Origin of the sequence: Micromonospora arborensis (genome assembly GCF_003205615.1) — a bacterium.
Lineage (GTDB): Bacteria > Actinomycetota > Actinomycetes > Mycobacteriales > Micromonosporaceae > Micromonospora > Micromonospora arborensis.
This window is the reverse complement of record NZ_PYBV01000035.1, coordinates 52,077-67,548: the sequence shown is the minus strand read 5'-3', so window position 1 is coordinate 67,548 and position 15,472 is coordinate 52,077. Positions and strand designations below refer to the sequence as shown.

The 15,472-nt window shown below is 71.3% G+C and carries 14 protein-coding genes; 3 read left to right on the top strand and 11 right to left on the bottom strand.

All coding sequences use genetic code 11. From position 1 onward, the window contains the following. Window positions 1-177: 177 nt before the first annotated feature. The gene (locus C7C45_RS25485) at window positions 178-2,193 is read right to left on the bottom strand and encodes a beta-galactosidase (RefSeq protein ID WP_110566236.1); all 2,016 of its coding nucleotides are present in this window, start codon (window positions 2,191-2,193) and stop codon (window positions 178-180) included. Between the two features lie 166 nt (window positions 2,194-2,359). On the opposite strand from C7C45_RS25485, the gene C7C45_RS25480 reads away from it, so the two are divergent. Continuing rightward, window positions 2,360-2,761 carry a YciI family protein gene (locus C7C45_RS25480; RefSeq protein ID WP_110566235.1) on the top strand — a complete coding sequence of 134 codons (402 nt, stop codon included), beginning with the start codon at window positions 2,360-2,362 and terminating at the stop codon, window positions 2,759-2,761. Between the two features lie 4 nt (window positions 2,762-2,765). Further along, window positions 2,766-4,049: an RNA polymerase sigma factor gene (locus C7C45_RS25475; protein WP_110566234.1), complete on the top strand. Its 1,284-nt coding sequence runs from the start codon at window positions 2,766-2,768 to the stop codon at window positions 4,047-4,049. 137 nt (window positions 4,050-4,186) lie between these two features. Here C7C45_RS25475 and C7C45_RS25470 read toward each other — a convergent pair whose 3' ends face one another. Both C7C45_RS25470 and C7C45_RS25465 read right to left on the bottom strand, forming a co-directional pair. After that, window positions 4,187-5,986 (bottom strand): trypsin-like serine protease, encoded by a 1,800-nt coding sequence (locus C7C45_RS25470; protein ID WP_167454826.1) that lies wholly within the window; start codon window positions 5,984-5,986, stop codon window positions 4,187-4,189. Between the two features lie 394 nt (window positions 5,987-6,380). After that, window positions 6,381-6,791 carry a cellulose binding domain-containing protein gene (locus C7C45_RS25465; RefSeq protein ID WP_425271170.1) on the bottom strand — a complete coding sequence of 137 codons (411 nt, stop codon included), beginning with the start codon at window positions 6,789-6,791 and terminating at the stop codon, window positions 6,381-6,383. Between the two features lie 244 nt (window positions 6,792-7,035). Between C7C45_RS25465 and C7C45_RS25460 the strand changes: the two genes are divergently transcribed. Beyond that, window positions 7,036-7,998 (top strand): TIGR03557 family F420-dependent LLM class oxidoreductase, encoded by a 963-nt coding sequence (locus C7C45_RS25460; protein WP_110566232.1) that lies wholly within the window; start codon window positions 7,036-7,038, stop codon window positions 7,996-7,998. Between the two features lie 225 nt (window positions 7,999-8,223). On the opposite strand, the gene C7C45_RS25455 is transcribed toward C7C45_RS25460, so the two are convergent. The 8 genes from C7C45_RS25455 to C7C45_RS25420 form a co-directional block, all read right to left on the bottom strand. After that, a complete protein-coding gene (locus tag C7C45_RS25455; RefSeq protein ID WP_146247405.1) occupies window positions 8,224-9,342 on the bottom strand; it encodes a hypothetical protein in 1,119 nt (372 codons plus the stop codon). A 64-nt stretch (window positions 9,343-9,406) separates the two neighbouring features. Further along, window positions 9,407-10,216 (bottom strand): endonuclease/exonuclease/phosphatase family protein, encoded by an 810-nt coding sequence (locus C7C45_RS25450; protein WP_110566230.1) that lies wholly within the window; start codon window positions 10,214-10,216, stop codon window positions 9,407-9,409. 8 nt (window positions 10,217-10,224) lie between these two features. Beyond that, a complete protein-coding gene (locus C7C45_RS25445) occupies window positions 10,225-11,715 on the bottom strand; it encodes a phosphatase PAP2 family protein (protein WP_110566229.1) in 1,491 nt (496 codons plus the stop codon). A gap of 69 nt (window positions 11,716-11,784) precedes the next feature. Further along, complete coding sequence (locus tag C7C45_RS25440) at window positions 11,785-12,786, bottom strand: YihY/virulence factor BrkB family protein (RefSeq protein WP_110566228.1); 1,002 nt, start codon at window positions 12,784-12,786, stop codon at window positions 11,785-11,787. Continuing rightward, complete coding sequence (locus C7C45_RS25435; RefSeq protein WP_110566227.1) at window positions 12,779-13,783, bottom strand: diacylglycerol/lipid kinase family protein; 1,005 nt, start codon at window positions 13,781-13,783, stop codon at window positions 12,779-12,781. Before C7C45_RS25435 ends, C7C45_RS25440 begins: the two co-directional genes overlap by 8 nt. 94 nt (window positions 13,784-13,877) lie before the next feature. Continuing rightward, a complete protein-coding gene (locus tag C7C45_RS25430; RefSeq protein WP_110566226.1) occupies window positions 13,878-14,462 on the bottom strand; it encodes a Clp protease N-terminal domain-containing protein in 585 nt (194 codons plus the stop codon). Next, on the bottom strand, window positions 14,462-14,698 hold the full coding sequence (locus C7C45_RS25425) for an HTH domain-containing protein (RefSeq protein WP_110566225.1): 237 nt from the start codon (window positions 14,696-14,698) through the stop codon (window positions 14,462-14,464). The genes C7C45_RS25430 and C7C45_RS25425 overlap by 1 nt, the downstream gene beginning before the upstream one ends. A gap of 148 nt (window positions 14,699-14,846) precedes the next feature. Beyond that, entirely contained in the window at window positions 14,847-15,440 is a 594-nt protein-coding gene (locus tag C7C45_RS25420; protein ID WP_110566224.1) for a TetR/AcrR family transcriptional regulator, read from the bottom strand. Window positions 15,441-15,472 lie beyond the last annotated feature (32 nt).

Sequence of the window (15,472 nt, the reverse complement as noted above, 5' to 3'; positions counted from 1 at the left end):
CCATCCGCGACAGCCTGCCGGGAACACCGGTGTACCGCACGTTCGTGGAACGCTGCCCTCCATGTCGATGTGCTGTTGAGCGGTATACCTCAGAGGTATGAATATGACTCTGAGGTATACCGCTGACTACCGCATCCGCCGCCACGGAGGTGACCGACGGTCACCGCCGGAGCATCTCTACATTTCGTCGACAGAGACTGCGGGAGTCCGATCCTCTCGGACGACCGCCACGTCACCGGCCGGCAGTGTCAGCCCATCTGCACACCGCGCGTCAGTCAACAGCTCGACGCCGGTCACCGGAAGCCGCACCTCGGCGTCGGTGTGGTTGATCGCGAACAGCCAGCTCCGTTCGCCGTCTCGTCGGCGTACCACCTCCACTCCGGGCGGCGCCGACGCCGCCGGGCGGACGCCGGCCTCCGCGACGAGCCGGGCGACCAGTCGATCCGTGGCCGGCTCGTCCAGCCGGGTGGCGACGTACCAGGCGGCGCCGTCGCCAACCCGGTGTCGGGTCAGCGCCGGCACGCCCGGCAAGGGCCCATCGGTGTACGACGCGAGCACCTCGGCGCCGTCGGGGTGCAGCCACTCGGTCCACACGTCCGCGGTGCTGCCGTCGTCCAGTCGAACCTGTTCGCCCTCGCGCAGGGGGAAGAACTCCTCGGTACGCACACCGAGCAGTTCCCGGAACGCACCCGGATAGCCGCCGAGCCGGATGTGGTCGTTGCCGTCCACGATGCCGCTGAAGTAGGTGACCGCGACGGTGCCACCACCCTCGACGTAGGAGTGCAGTGCCGCGACATCGTTGTCCCGGACCAGGTAGAGGGTCGGCACCAGGACCAGCCGGTAGCCGCTGAGGTCCGCCGAAGGGTGGATGATGTCGGCCGTCACGCCGGCCCGCCAGAGTGCCCGGTAGAGGGCGTTAAGTCGGTCGTCGTAGGTGATGTCGGCGCTGGGGTGGGAATCCAGCTCGACTCCCCACCACGCCTCCCAGTCGAACAGGATGGCCACGTCGGCGTCCACCCGACTGCCGCGCACCTCGGCGAGGGCCTTGAGGTCGGCGCCGAGTTGGCAGACCTCGCGGAACACCTTGGTGTCCGGCCCGGCGTGCGGCACCAGCGCGGAGTGGAACTTCTCGGCGCCGACCCGGGACGCGCGCCACTGGAAGAACAGAACGCCGTCGGCGCCGCGGGCGACGTGCGCCAGACTGTTGCGGCGGAGCTGACCGGGGAGCTTTGCCAGGTTGCGCGGCTGCCATTGGACCGCACTTGTGGAGTGCTCCATCAGCAGCCACGGATCGCCGCCGGCGACGCCCCGGGTGTGGTCGGCGGCGAGCGCCAACCCGAGGTGCGACTGCGGGTCGGCTGCGGTCAGGTAGTGGTCGTTGGACACCAGGTCCACGTCGTCGGCCCAGGACTGGTAGTCCATGTGCTTGACGCCCATGCCGATCATGAAGTTGGTGGTGATCGGCTGGCGGACCAGCGTCTTGAGCACCTCGCGTTCGGCGCGCAGTTGGGCGCGCAGCTCGTCGGAGGAGAAGCGCAGGAAGTCGAGCTGCTGCGTGGGGTTGGCGAAGGCCGTCACCGTGCGCGGCGGGTTGATCTCGGCCCAGTCGCCGTAGCGCTGACTCCAGAAGGCGGTGCCCCAGGCGTCGTTGAGCCGGTCCAGGTCGCCGTAGCGCTCCCGCAGCCAGCCACGGAACGCCTCGGCGCTGACGTCGCAGTAGCAATGCGCGTTGTGGCAGCCCAGCTCGTTGGAGACGTGCCACATCACCACGGCGGGGTGCTCGGCGTACCGGCCGGCGACCGCGCGTACCAGCTCCAGCGACCGCTCGCGAAACACCGGTGAGCTGGGGCAGTACGCCTGTCGGCCGCCGGGCCAGAGGATCGCGCCGTCGGCGCGGCGGGGCAGCGTCTCCGGGTACGCCCGGGCCAGCCACGGTGGCGGGCTGGCGGTGGCGGTCGCGAGGTCCACCTGGATACCGCCGGCGTGCAGGAGGTCCAACACCCGGTCCAGCCAGCCGAACTCGAAGTGGCCCGGGGTGGGCTCCAGCAGGGCCCAGGAGAAGATGCCGACGGAGACCAGGTTTACCCCGGCCCGGCGCATCAGCTCGACGTCCTCGGACCAGGTTTCCTCGGGCCACTGCTCAGGGTTGTAGTCGCCGCCGAAAAAGATGGTGTCGCTCTGCCATCGTCGCATGAGAGCAGAGGGTGCACCGCACCGGAGACGCAAGTCAACAGGTGCTCAGCAACCAGGTTCCCGGTGATTCTGGGAGAATCTTTGGTCGGAGTGTCGAGAACGGCGGGGCCTGTTTCTACCTCAGGGTGAGAGCACCGACGAGGTGCGCAGGTGTGAGGAGCCAACCATGAAGTACATGCTGCTGATGCAGTTCAGCGCAGCCGGGACCGACTTCCCGAGCATCGACACCTGGACCCCGCAGGAGGTCCAGGCGCACATCGCGTTCATGGGCGAGGTCAACGACAAACTCACCGCCGCCGGCGAGTGGGTCGACGGGCAGGGCCTCGGCGGCCCGCAGCAGGCCCGAATCGTCCGCGCCGGTGCGGGCGGGACGCCGGTGGTCACCGAAGGGCCGTTCGCCGAGACGAAGGAGTTCCTCGCCGGCTTCTGGATCGTCGACTGCGACAGCCCGCAGCGGGCGGTGGAACTTGCCGCGCACATCTCCACCGCACCCGGCCCCGGCGGACGCCCGCTGAACATGCCGATCGAGGTGCATCCGGTGATGTCCGCCCCGGCAGAGGAGTTGTGAGGGGCTGAACACCGATCCCCGCGTCGAGGACCTGCTGCGCGAGTTGGCGCCGCAGGTCCTCGGCGTGCTCGCCCGGCGCTTCGGTGACTTCGCCACCGCCGAGGACGCGGTGCAGGAGGCGCTGCTCGCCGCCGCCACCCAGTGGCCGGCCGAGGGGGTGCCGGCCAACCCGCGCGGCTGGCTGATCCAGGTCGGTTACCGCCGAATGATCGAGCTGGTCCGCGGTGAGCAGGCCCGACGCCGCCGGGAGGACCTGGTCGCCCGCCGCGACCCGGACGACCGGCAGTACGCGCCGGCTGCCGACGAGGAGCTGACCGCCGAGCGGGACGACACCCTGGTCCTGCTGATGCTCTGCTGCCACCCGGCGCTCGCCCCGACGTCGGCCGTGGCGCTGACCCTGCGCGCCGTCGGCGGGCTGAGCACCGCCGAGATCGCACGGGCGTTCCTGGTGCCCGAGGCGACCATGGCACAGCGGATCAGCCGGGCCAAGCAGCGCATCCGCGCATCCGGGTTGCCGTTCCGGATGCCCGAGCCGGCGGAGCGGGCCGACCGGTTGGCGGCCGTCCGGCAGGTGCTCTACCTGGTCTTCACCGAGGGACACACCAGCACCACCGGCCCGGACCTGCGCCGGATCGACCTCGCGGTCGAGGCGATCCGGCTCACCCGCGCGCTGCACACGCTGCTGCCCGACGACAGCGAATCGGCTGGGCTGCTGGCGTTGATGCTGCTCACCGAGGCGCGCGGGCCGGCACGGACCGGGCCCTCCGGCGAGCTGATCTCACTGGCCGAACAGGACCGCAGCCGCTGGGACGCGTCGGCCATCGCCGAGGGCGTCGCGCTTGTCACCCGTGCGCTGCCGCGTGGGCCCGTCGGCCCGTACCAGGTGCAGGCCGCCATCGCCGCCCTGCACGACGAGGCGCCGAGCACCCAACAGACCGACTGGCCGCAGATCCTGGCGCTCTACCAGGTGCTGGAACGGCTCGTCGGCAGCCCGGTGGTGGCGCTCAACCGGGCCGTGGCAACCGCCATGGTGTACGGGCCGGCGGCCGGCCTCACCGCCCTCGACGCGCTGGCCGACGACCCCCGACTGGCCGGGCACCACCGGCTGCCCGCCGCCCGCGCCCACCTGCACGAAATGGCCGGTGACCGGGAGCGGGCAGTCACCGACTACCGGGCCGCCGCCGCGCGCACGAGCAGCGTGCCCGAACAGCGCTACCTCACGATGCGAGCCGCCCGGCTCGCCGCCGAAAGCGCGCCGATCGCATCCGAGCCCAGCCCGTTAGCCTGACCACCTACGAGCTCCGCCGAACAGGACATCGCCGGGGTGGTCATCGTCAACCTGACCGGGGGGCATTGACGACAACGGTAAGGGGGTTCCCCCGCCTCCCGTCGGAGAAGCGGGGGAACCCCCTCAGGCAGAGAGGATCACTCGCCGTCGAACCGCACGTTGACCCACCAACCGAAGGTCCGCGGACGGTTCAACCACGTTCCGAACGGCGCATTGAAGCCTCCACTCGTGGTCGAGGTGAAGGTGTGCATTCCCAAGCTGTCGTCGGCGTACCAGTAGAGCACGCCCAGATCGTCGCGCTTGTCGCCGTTGTAGTCGCCGGTGGCCAGCTTCATCTTGGCGAACTGGCCGAAGCTGGTCGACGACCAGGACGCGACGGGCGCGTTGAAGGTCCCGTCCGCCCTGCCCGTCCAGGTGTGCAGACCGGTGTGGCTGCCTCCGTAGTTGTACAACACCGCCACGTCGCCGCGACCGTCGCCGTTGAAGTCGCCGTCTGCCAACTTCATCGCGGAGAGCGCGCCGAACGGCTTGTCCGCCGGAGTCGTCCAGGAGTTGTACGGGGTGCCGAACTTGCCGTCCGTCTGACCCGGCCAGGTAATGATCGACATTGCCCCGGTGGCGTACGCGTAGAAGAGGGAGGCGTCGGCCCGGCCGTCCCCGTTCACGTCCCCGGCGAAGACTGAAACGCTGTTCCAGTTGCCGAAGTCGGACGCCTGCCACACCGTGGACGGGGCGTCGAAGCCGCCGTCCGGACGGGCGATCCAGTTGATCCAGGCCTCGTCGCCGGTGCCGGACTTGTAACCGTAGAAGGCGGTCAGGTCGGCCCGGCCATCGCCGTTGAAGTCGCCGGAGGCCATCTTCATGGCACCGAGATGACCCCAACCGGCAGCCGCCGTCCAGGAACGCAGGGGTGCGCCGTACTTGCCGTCGGCCTGGGTGATGAACGTGTCGATGGCGAAGCTGCCATCGGCAGCGGTCGACAACGCCACGACGTCCTTGATCCCGTCACCGTCGAAGTCGTCGTTGAACACCTTGACCCGGTCCCGGTCGTACCTCTGCTCGGTGCTCTTCCACGAACCGATCGGGCCGGGGAAACCGCCCGTCGAGTTCGCGTTGAACGTCATCGGAGCCGCTTCCCCCGGGTCGTACGTGTAGAGGAAGTTGAGGTCCTCGTAGGCGTCGGTCGCCACACCCTGCGGCATGGTCGCGGCGAACCAGGACGCGAGGTCGTCGACCCGGCTGTCCACCGCGTCGCGGCGAGTCTCCGTCTCGGCGAGGCAACCGCCCTGCCACGAGGCGTGGTGCACGCCGACGAGCTGCGGCTTTCCGCTCACCACGCGAACAGTGGGGCCGCCGAGGTCGCCGCGGCAGATACCGGTCTGGCCGCTACCCAGGATGTCCAGAGTGGAGGTTCCGACGGCCTGCACCGCGAAGGAGCCGCCGTGCAACTGGTCGGGAACCCAGGTGGTGGCGGTACGACCGAAGCCGGCACCGGTGAGCTGCTCGCCGACCACGGGTGCGGCACCCAGCGCCACCGGGGTCACGTCGACGCGGCGGGACAGCCGCACGAGCACGAGGTCACGAGTGGCGTGCGGCACGATCCGGAAGGCCGGAACGACAGCGCCCGTCGACTTGGTGAGGTCGGGGCGCCCGACGGTGACCGTCGTCGGCTTGGTCGGCTTGCCCGCGACCACGGCCTGGCCATCGAAGCTGAAGCAACTCTTGGCGGTGAGCACCCACCAGGGGTCGACCAGAGAGCCGCTGCACGAGCGCTCCATCGATCCGACCTCGACCTTGGCAACGAAGGCGAACGACCCGTCGGTGACGGGGGCTCCTCCGGTCACGGCCTGCGCCGGTGCGGCATTGAGGAACCCCGCCGCCAGGGTTACCGCGAGCAGGCCTGCCTGGACTGCTCGCCGCCGATTAGACGATGACACAAACGATCCTTTCTGGATCGGAGAGCAGGGACGCTGCGCGGCGCGTACCGGCGTCAGTGACGACGTGCGTCGAAACGCCGCGACGGCACGTGGTGCCGCGCTGACGTAGTCGGCTGTTGCACACGGCACACCGGCTCCGGGCGTGGTGAAGCTGGTCGCGCCCGTTGATCGTGGGCGCGACTGTGCACAGTCGTACAAGAAGGACCCCCGTGGCCCCTGCGGGCTGAATGGTTGCCGGAAAGCAACCGCAGGGCCACCTTAGGGATCGAACAGTTCAGTTGCCCTCCCAATGGATATGGCAAATCCCACAACACCGCAACCCGCGGGGCCATTCATCATCTGCTATTCGTGCTCTGACCCGCGCGGACCCGGCCACCGTTGCTGGTTCAGTTGCTCACCTCACGGTGCAGCTCAGCTGTGGTACGGCGTTGCTGCCGGTCCAACTGCCGAGGAAGCCGAAGCTGGCGCTGGCTCCGGCCGCGAGTCGACCGTTGTAGTCCGCGTTGCACGCGGTCACCGTGGCACCGCTGCTGGTCAGCGTCGTGTTCCAGGACTGGCTGACGCTCTGGCCGTTGGCGAACGTCCAGCGTACGGCCCACCCGGTGATCGCCGTGGCGCCGGCGGTCACACGCACCTCACCCTGGAAGCCGCCCTGCCACTGGCTGGTCACCGTGTAGGTCCCCGTGCAGCCGCCAGCCGGCGGAGGCGTGGTGGTCGGAGGCGTGGTGGGCGGTGGGGGCGTCGTCGGCGGTGGGCTGCCGCCGAAGACGCTGGCCTCCCGGGGGCGATGGATTGATCGGCGCAACCGGTTCAGTGACCACGCCCCAAGCTCTGGACAGCCGCAACGGCCCACGCGGACGCGGGCCGTCACGGGGCGATCATCCCCACCACAGGATGTGCGCCGCACCTCCGGCCTTAACCGGTTAAGAGCGACGGTAGGCAGGTCGCCGCCATCCGTCAAGCATTCCCTCCGCTAACCGGACGGGAGGGTTGAGCACCGCCGACCTGGGTATCCCGGGAACGATCCGTCAGTGGAGGGAGATACCAGGATGGTCAGCGTCGGCTACACCCTGATGAGCGAGCAGGCCGGGCCCAAGCACCTCGTCGACCATGCGGTACGGGCCGAGGCGGCCGGCTTCGACCAACTGGTGATGTCCGATCACTACTACCCCTGGCTGGACTCGCAGGGCCACTCCCCGTACGCCTGGTCGGTGCTCGGCGCGGTCGCCCATGCCACCTCCCGCGCGCAGCTGATGTCCTTCGTGACCTGCCCGATCCGCCGCTACCACCCGGCCGTCGTCGCGCAGAAGGCCAGCACGATCGGGGCACTCTCGGACGGCCGGTTCACCCTCGGCCTGGGCGCCGGGGAGAACCTGAACGAGCACGTGGTCGGCGGCTGGCCGCACGTGCAGCAGCGGCACGAGATGTTCGAGGAGGCGTTGCAGATCATCCGGCCGCTGCTCAACGGGGAGACGCTGACGTTCTCCGGCAATCACTTCGACGTGCCCGACGCCTACATCTGGGATCGCCCCGAGCGGCCCGTGCCGATGGCCGTCGCGGCGTCCGGTCGGCAGTCCGCGACGCTGGCCGCGGAGTACGGCAACGGCATCATCTCCACCGAGCCCGACCGGCACATCATCGAGATGTACGACGACGCCGGGGGCGCCGGCCAGCCCCGCTACGGGCAGGTCGCCATCTGCTACGGCCCCGACGAGGCGGAGTGCCGCAAGATCGTGCACGACCAGTTCCGCTGGTTCGGCATGGGTTGGAAGGTCAACGCGGACCTGCCCGGCCCGGAATCCTTCGCCGCCGCCACCCAGTTCGTCCGTGAAGAGGACGTCGCCGAGGGCATCCCCTGCGGCCCCGACGTGGACGCGCACGTCGAGGCGTTCCGCAAGTTCGTCGACGCCGGCTTCACCCATGTGGCGATCGTCCAGGTCGGTGGCGAGACCCAGCCGATGTTCCTGGACTGGGCGCAGGAGCAGTTGCTGCCCCGGTTGCGGGCGTTGTGACGTCGAGGCCCGCCGCCCCGGATTCCGCACTCACGGACAGGTGACCCTCATGCGCTTCGGCAACGTGGAGATCCGCCCACTCGGCGGCGGTCTCGGCTGCCTCCTGATGATCCTCTTCTCGATCGTCGCCTCGGTGGTGCTCACCGTCCTGCTCAACCTGGTGCTCTGAGGGCCTGCGCCGCAGCGCCGCCACGGTCGGGCGTCCGCGCCACTGCGCCGCCACGGTCAGCGGCGCAGGCCCAGGACGCCGAGCACCTCCCGGGAGGCCAACCGGGCCGGGTCGAGCACCGAGCGGCGGATCCAGCGGGCCGCGGGCGCGACGGTGGCCCGCCAGGCCGCCCGCAGACCGTGCGCCACCGGCACGACCGTCACCGACCAGACCCAACGGACACCCCGCAGCAGCGGGAGCACGGTGTGCCGCCACAACCACCGCAACCCGCGCCCGAGCGGACGCAGCAGCAGCCGATAGAGCAGGCGCAGCACCCAGCCGGCCGTCCACCAGGCACCGACCACCGCGGCGACGACCAGCCGGCCGAACCCCACGAGGACCCACCAGATCCCCCGGGCCAGCCCGACGAGCGCGGCGCTCAGCGCCCCGACGAGCATGCCGACGCCCCGCGCCAGCAGCCGCCCGGCGGGTGTGAGCACCGCGCCAAGCCAGCGCAGCGGCCGCAGGACCAGGTGTTCGGCGAGCCAGACCAGCACGCGCCCCAGAGCGACGAGCGGCGGACGCAACCCTCTGCGGGCCAACCAGACCAGTGGCGCCCAGAGCAGCCACCGAGCCGCCCGTCCCACCGCGTACCCCAGAGCGACCAGCACCGCGCACAGCCAGACCAGCGGGGCCCAGACCAACGTGCGGCCCGCCCAGGCGAGGGCGTACGCCAGCCACACCAGCGGACGCCAGATCAGGGTGCGGGCCACCCACGCGAGGCCACGCGCCAGCCAGACCAGTGGGCGCCAGATCAGGGTGCGGGCCACCCACCCCAGCGGGAGCCAGAGCAGGTTACGGGCGCACCAGATCAGCGGAACCCAGAGCAGCCGGTGCAGGGCCCAGGCCAACGGGGCCAGCAGCCAGCGGCGCAGGAACCGGCCGGTCGGCCTGAGCAGGTGCCGGTACGACAGCCGGCCGGCAGCCGCGATCAGCTCCCAGAGCAGGCGTACCGGCAGCACCACGACCAACGCCACGACGCGCGCGAAGGCCGCGACGAGCGGGAGCGCGACGGCGGCCGGCTCCGCCGTGTCCGGGGCCAGCGGTGCACGGGCCGGACGCGCCGCCGTCGGCGCGGCCAGGTGGTTGCTCGACGGTCCAGGCAGCGGCGAGCGGAGGGTGGGGCGGTCGGTCACGGTGGGCACGGTAACCGGCCCGTGCCACGTCGTGCGGCGGCGGCACCACGCCGACGGGCAGCCCTCAGCCGGCGTCCAGGTCGAGCGTGGCCAGCAGCGGGTAGTGGTCCGAGGCCCGGTCCGCCGCTCCGCCACGGATCACCCGACATTCCCGCAACCGATCAGCCACCGCGTGGCTGCCGAGCAGGTAGTCCAGCCGCATACCCGCGAACTCCGCCCCGCCGAACCGGGTGGGAACGGTGCGGCCGGCGGCCTCCGGCGCTCCGATGTTGCCCGACGGCCACAGGTCGACGAGGTCGGCGGCGAGCAGCCGGCCGATCGCGCGAGTGTCCACGGTGCCGCCGGAGCGGCGCAGGTGCCGCCGCCGGTAGAGGGCCGGCATCCCGGCCAGCCGCTCGGTGTGGTCGACGGTCGGGTCGAGCGAGTTGAGGTCACCGGTGACCAGGGTCAGCGGCCCCGGGGCACGCCGCACCGCGCTGACCAGCCAGTCGGCCTCCATCCGCCGCCGCCCACCGGAGTACGGGTAGAGGTGGGCGCCGAGCACCGTGAACGGACCTGCGGAGGTCGCCACCACGACGCGGGCGGCGGCGTGGTGGAACGGCCGGCGCAGCGTACCCGCGTCGATGACCCGGTAGGGCGGCCGGACCAGCACGGCCACCGGCTGCCCGAAGCAGGACCGAGCCAGGTGGGGCGTCATGCCCACCCGACCCGCCACCTCGGCCAGGAGACCGCCGCGATCGAAACCACGCAACTCCTGCAGGGCCAGCACGTCCGGGGCCTGTTCGTCGACGACCTGGACCACCTGGTCCAGCCGGTCGGAGCCGCCGCGATCCCGACCGCCGGTGCGGATGTTCCAGGTCATCACCCGCAGCACGGCGGCGCTCAGTCGGCTCGGCCGGCCCGCGCCAGCTCGTCGTCGAGGGTGTCCACGTCCTCCGACTCGATGGCCGGTTGGTTGCCGTCCTTCAGGTCGGCGTTCGGGCGGACGACGAGGTAGAGCAGCCCGATCCAGAGCGCGGAGAGCAGGATCGCGCCCATGAAGTCGGTCGGATGGTGCATCCCCCGGTACATCCGGGAGGTGGCCACCCCGACCGGCATGATCACGGCCAACGCCACGAAGATCCACCGCCACCACCGATCGGTACGCGGGAAGACGACGACGGTGATCGCCAGCCAGACGCAGATCGTGGCCGCGATGTGCCCCGACGGGAACGACGAGGTGGGCATCTGCCCGTCGAGATTCTCCACCGGCGGGCGCGGCCGGTCGACAGCCCGGGCCGAGGCGAGGAAGAGGGTCAGCTCACCCACCATCGCCAGCGCCACGAAGAGCACCGGCCGCCAGCGCCGCCAGACCGCCAGCACCAGCGGGCAGAACACCAGCGAGATGATCAGGATCGCGTGGGTGTCACCGAACTTGCTCCACCACCAGCTCACCTCGGTCAGCACCTCGGTGTGCCGGTCGGCGAACCAGCGGGGCACCTCCGTGTCGAGGGTGGCGAAGAGGGTGCCCTTGGCGTGGTAGCTGACGTACATGCCGAAGCCGTACAGCGCCCCGAACACGAGCACCCAGCCGACCAGCAGCTCGGCCACCGCCGAGCGGGGGTGGGCCAGCACGTGCTCCTCCGCCGGGGCGGGGGCGATGTCGTGCCCGGCCTCCGGCTCGAGGCCCTCGCTCAGCGGCGGCACCGGACGCCCCCGCTCGCGACGCCACAGCCGGAAGGCGTACGCGGTGACGCCCAGCCAGGCCGCACCGAGCAGCCAGCCGGCCAGCACGTCCGAGAGGTAGTGCACGCCCAGCGCGATCCGGGTCAGACCGACCAACGCCACCAGCACGCCGACGCCGACGATCGCCGGCTTTCGCCAGCGGGGCGCCATGGCCGGCAGGAACACCAGCAGCAGAGCCCCGTACGCGACGAACGAGCCCAGCGCGTGCCCGCTCGGGAAGCTGTTACCCGGAGCGCTCGCGATCGGCACGTCCACGACCGGGCGGAGCCGGCCGACAAGCGTCTTCAGCGACGGGTCGAGGATCAGACCACCGACCCCGGTGATGATCAGGTAGACGGCCAGCCGTGGTTGTTTCCGAATCAGCAGCCCGACCACGGCGATGCTGACCAACCAGATGAGGACCGGGCGGCCGCCCAGGTCGGTCACCGCCTGCAGGACGGTGACAAGCGCGTGGTGCGGGGCGACGAGACCGTTGAACCACTCGGCGCCCGCGTGGTCGACGTCCTGCAACGGACTCCACCGCACCCGGACGAGCAGCAACAGCAGCCCGAAGCCCACCCCGGCGCCGGTGACGGCCGCCAGACCGGCGACGCTCCGCTCGGCGAAATGACCGATCGGACGTCGCGCCACCTCTTTGACCGCGGTCACCCCGCACCTCCCTTGTCTGCCTGGCGAGGCGTTTTACCCGATCCGCGTCCGTCGTACACGCCGGTGCCGCTACAGCGCCGTCATGTCCCCGGTGTCGACGAGCTCGGCGCGGTCGTTGTCGGGCTCCCACAGGTCGGGTTGGGCCGGCTCCTGCACACCGATCCGCAGGGCCTCCAACTGGGCGGCGAAGGCCAGCCCACCGAAGAGCGCAATCCCGGTCAGGTTGGCCCAGAGCAGCAGCGCCATCATGCCGGTCAGTGCGCCGTAGGTCTGCCCGAAACCGTCACTGAACCGCACGTACGCGGCAAGCAGCAGGCTGGCCAGCCACCACAGGGCCGTGGCGATGCCCGCGCCGAACAGCAGCCAGGACAGGCCGGGCTGGTTGCGACGCGGCGCGTGCCGGAACAGCACGGCGACGGCGAGGACGGTCAGCCCGAGGCTCAGGGGAAAGCGGACCACGTCCCAGATGCCGTTGGCGACCGCGCCCCACTCGTAGTGCTTCCGCACCGAGTCACCCATCGCGCCGCCGCCGACCAGGATCAGGAAGCCGGCGAGCGCGGGCAGGCCGGCGGTGATGGCCAGCACGGCGGCGCGGAGGTATTTCCGCAGCGCGGGGCGGTCCCGCTCGACGCCGTAGATCCGGTTGGCGCCCCGCTCGATCTGGGCCATGGTGGTGGTCAACGCGAACAGGCCGGTGAGCAGACCGAGGGTGAGTGCCACCTCCCCGGCGTCCTCGACGCGTTCGCCCTCGCCCAGCAGCTCGGCGACCATCTGCGCGCTCTGCCCCGGGGTGAGCGCCAGGACGGTGTCGGCGACCACCTGGCCGCCCTCCTCGACGCCCAGTTCACTGATCAGGCCGGTGAGGGCGATCAGGAACGGCACCACGGCGAGGCAGAGCTGCAGCGCGAAGGCCCGGGAGTGGCTGAAACCGTCGCCGTAGCGGAACCGGATGAAGGCGTCCCGCAGCAGGTGCCAGCGGCCCTCACGGCGCAGTGTGTGCCAGGCGTCGTCGGCGGACAGCTCCTCGTCGGCCATCAGCCGGGTCTCCGGCACGATCCGGGTGCTACTCACGGCGTGCCTCCTCGATCAGCTGCTCGCCCCGCTCCCCGGCGCCCTGCACGTCGACGGCCAGGTCGGGGGCGTCCTCGGGTTGGGGAACGCAGAGCCAGAGCGACTGGGGCCGGATGGCCGCCCGCAGGTGCCGGCCCGGGGAGATGAGGTCGCCGTCCAACTCCCTGGGCTGGGCCCGGTTGCTGGTGACCACCACGCGCCGCCCCCGGAACACCTCCATCTGCGGCACCTGGCCGCTGCGGCGGATCACCGCCCAACCGAGCGCGAGCCAGTGCCGCAGGTTGCGCGGGGTGAGCACGGCGACGTCGAGCCAGCCGTCGTCCGGCTCGGCCTCGGTCAGCAGGGTCACCCCGCCCTGCAGCCGGCCGACGTTGGCGATCAGGACCGAACGGGCCCGGCGGCGCACCGGCGGGCGGTCGTCGATGCGGATCTGCACCCGCATCGGCCGGTCCCGCAGGTGCCGGGCGGCGCCCACGACGTACGCCGGCCAGCCGATGCGGGCCTTCGTGGTCTCGGAGGTGGCGGCGAGCATCTGGGCGTCGAAGCCCATGCCGGCCATCACGGTGAAGTACCTGTCCTCGACGGCGCCGACGTCGAGCAGCCGTCGGCCCCGCTCGACGGCGACCTGCAGCCCGGCGGCCAGATCGGTGGAGAGCCCGAGGTTGGCGGCGAGCAGGTTGCCGGTGCCCTGCGGCAGCACCGCGAGGGCCACGTCGGTGCCGACCAGCGCGCTGACGCAGGACATCACGGTGCCGTCGCCGCCGCAGGCGAAGACCAGGTCGACGCCGGCCTTGACGGCCCGCTCGGTCTGGCCGCGGCCCGGATCCTCGACGGTGGTCTCGTGCCACTGCGGCTCGGGCCAGCCGGCCGCGGCGAGGGCCTCGTTCACGGTGCGGCGCAGCTCGTCGAGATCGTCGACCTTCACCGGGTTGACCACCACGGCGGAGCGCAGCCCACCGTCACCACCCGAGGGTCGCCTGTCCTGTCCAGCATCCACGGGCGCCAGTGTGCAGCACCGGGGCGGCTTCAGCGACCCAGCGGGGTGCTCGCGTCGAAAGCGCCACAGACAGGTTTCAACGCGAGCGCACCCGTCAGGCCGCCGCTCGCAGTGCGACCTCCACCCGGCGGCGCAGATCGTCGAGGTCGACACCGGATTCGGTGAGCACCAGCGCGCCCAGCCCATGCCCCTCCCGGAGCACCCCGAGCAGGATGTGCTCGGTGCCGATGTGGCGGTGGTGCAGGCGCAGCGCCTCCCGCAGGGACAACTCCAACGCCTTCTTGGACCGGGGCGAGAACGGGCCGCCGAGGTACCGCCGCCGCCTGCGGCCCCAGCGGCTACGCGGTGCCGGCACGGCCTCGCGCAGCGCGTCCGGGCCGAAGGACTCCTCGATGCGGGCCACGATCGCGGCCAGGTCGATGCCGATCTCCCGCAGGGCCGCCGCGTCCGCGTCGCCGAGGCCGGCGCCACCGCTGACGGTGTGCCGGCGGACGCGCTCGCGCAGGTCGTCGGCGCGCACGCCGGCGTCGGCGAGGACCCGGCTGGCCAGGCCTGCGTCGTCGTCGAGCAGGGCGAGCAGCAGGTGCTCGGTGCCGACCGGCCGCTGGCCCTCGGCCCGAGCCTCCTCCAGCGCCCGTCGCACCACGCCGCGCGCCCGGTCGGTGAACCGTTCGAACATCACGCCTCCCAGGATGACTTGACCGCCGGTCGCCCAGCGTGCTTCTTGTGCACGGCCTGCCGGCTGACCTCGAGCGCGTCGGCGATCTCCTGCCAGGACCAGCCCTGTCGACGGGCGTTGTCCACCTGGACCACCTCGAGCCGCTCGAGCAGCCGGCGCAGCGCGCGGACGGCGCGCAGCCCGACCCGGGGGTCGGTGCTGCCGGCTGCCGCCGCGAGTTCCGTCGCCTGACTCATGTCGTCAACATACGTTGACAGCGCCACTCGTGTCAACCCCAGTTGACGCGCGGCTTGTCTGCAACCGCGCCACCATTGTGGGTTCTCCAGCGGAGTTGATCGGTTCTCACTGGATCTGATCCGCCCGGCTGCGTGCCGCCGTCCGGGGTTACTCAGGCATCAGGCCGGTCACCAGGTCGCGCAGGGTCCGGTCGAGGCGGTTCCCGTCGCCACGCTCCAGTGCGTTCAGGATCGGTTCGCTGTGCAGAGTGGCGAGGAGGACGTGGGCGAGCATGTCGGCGTCGAGGTCCGGCCGCTGCTGGTGGACCAGCTGGCTGATATGGCCGTGCCAGGACCGGTAGACCGGATGCGCCTCGCGCGGTTCCTGTTCCGGCGCGGCGGTGACGGGCGCCGCGGGGCCGAGGGCGGCGAGCAGGCCCTTGTTGCGGGCGACCAACTCAACCACTGCAGTGAGGAAGGCCAGGAGTCGTACGCGCGGCGGGGCGCCCTGACCCAGCGGCGGCGGGCCGGTGTTGATCGCGATCTCCAGGTCTTGCGCGCGTTCCTGCATGAGTGCGCGCATGAGCCCGTACCGACTGCCGAAGCGGTGGAACACCGTGCCCTTGCCAACGCCGGCTGCCGCGGCCACCTGTTCCATCGAGATCTGCTGCGGGTGATGCCGGGTCAGTAGTTCCTCGGTGGCGCGCAGGATGGCCGTGCGGTTGCGGACCGCGTCGGCGCGGAGGCGTTCGGGCTCGGTCATGACGCTCCTCGACAACTGGACCAGCGGTCCAG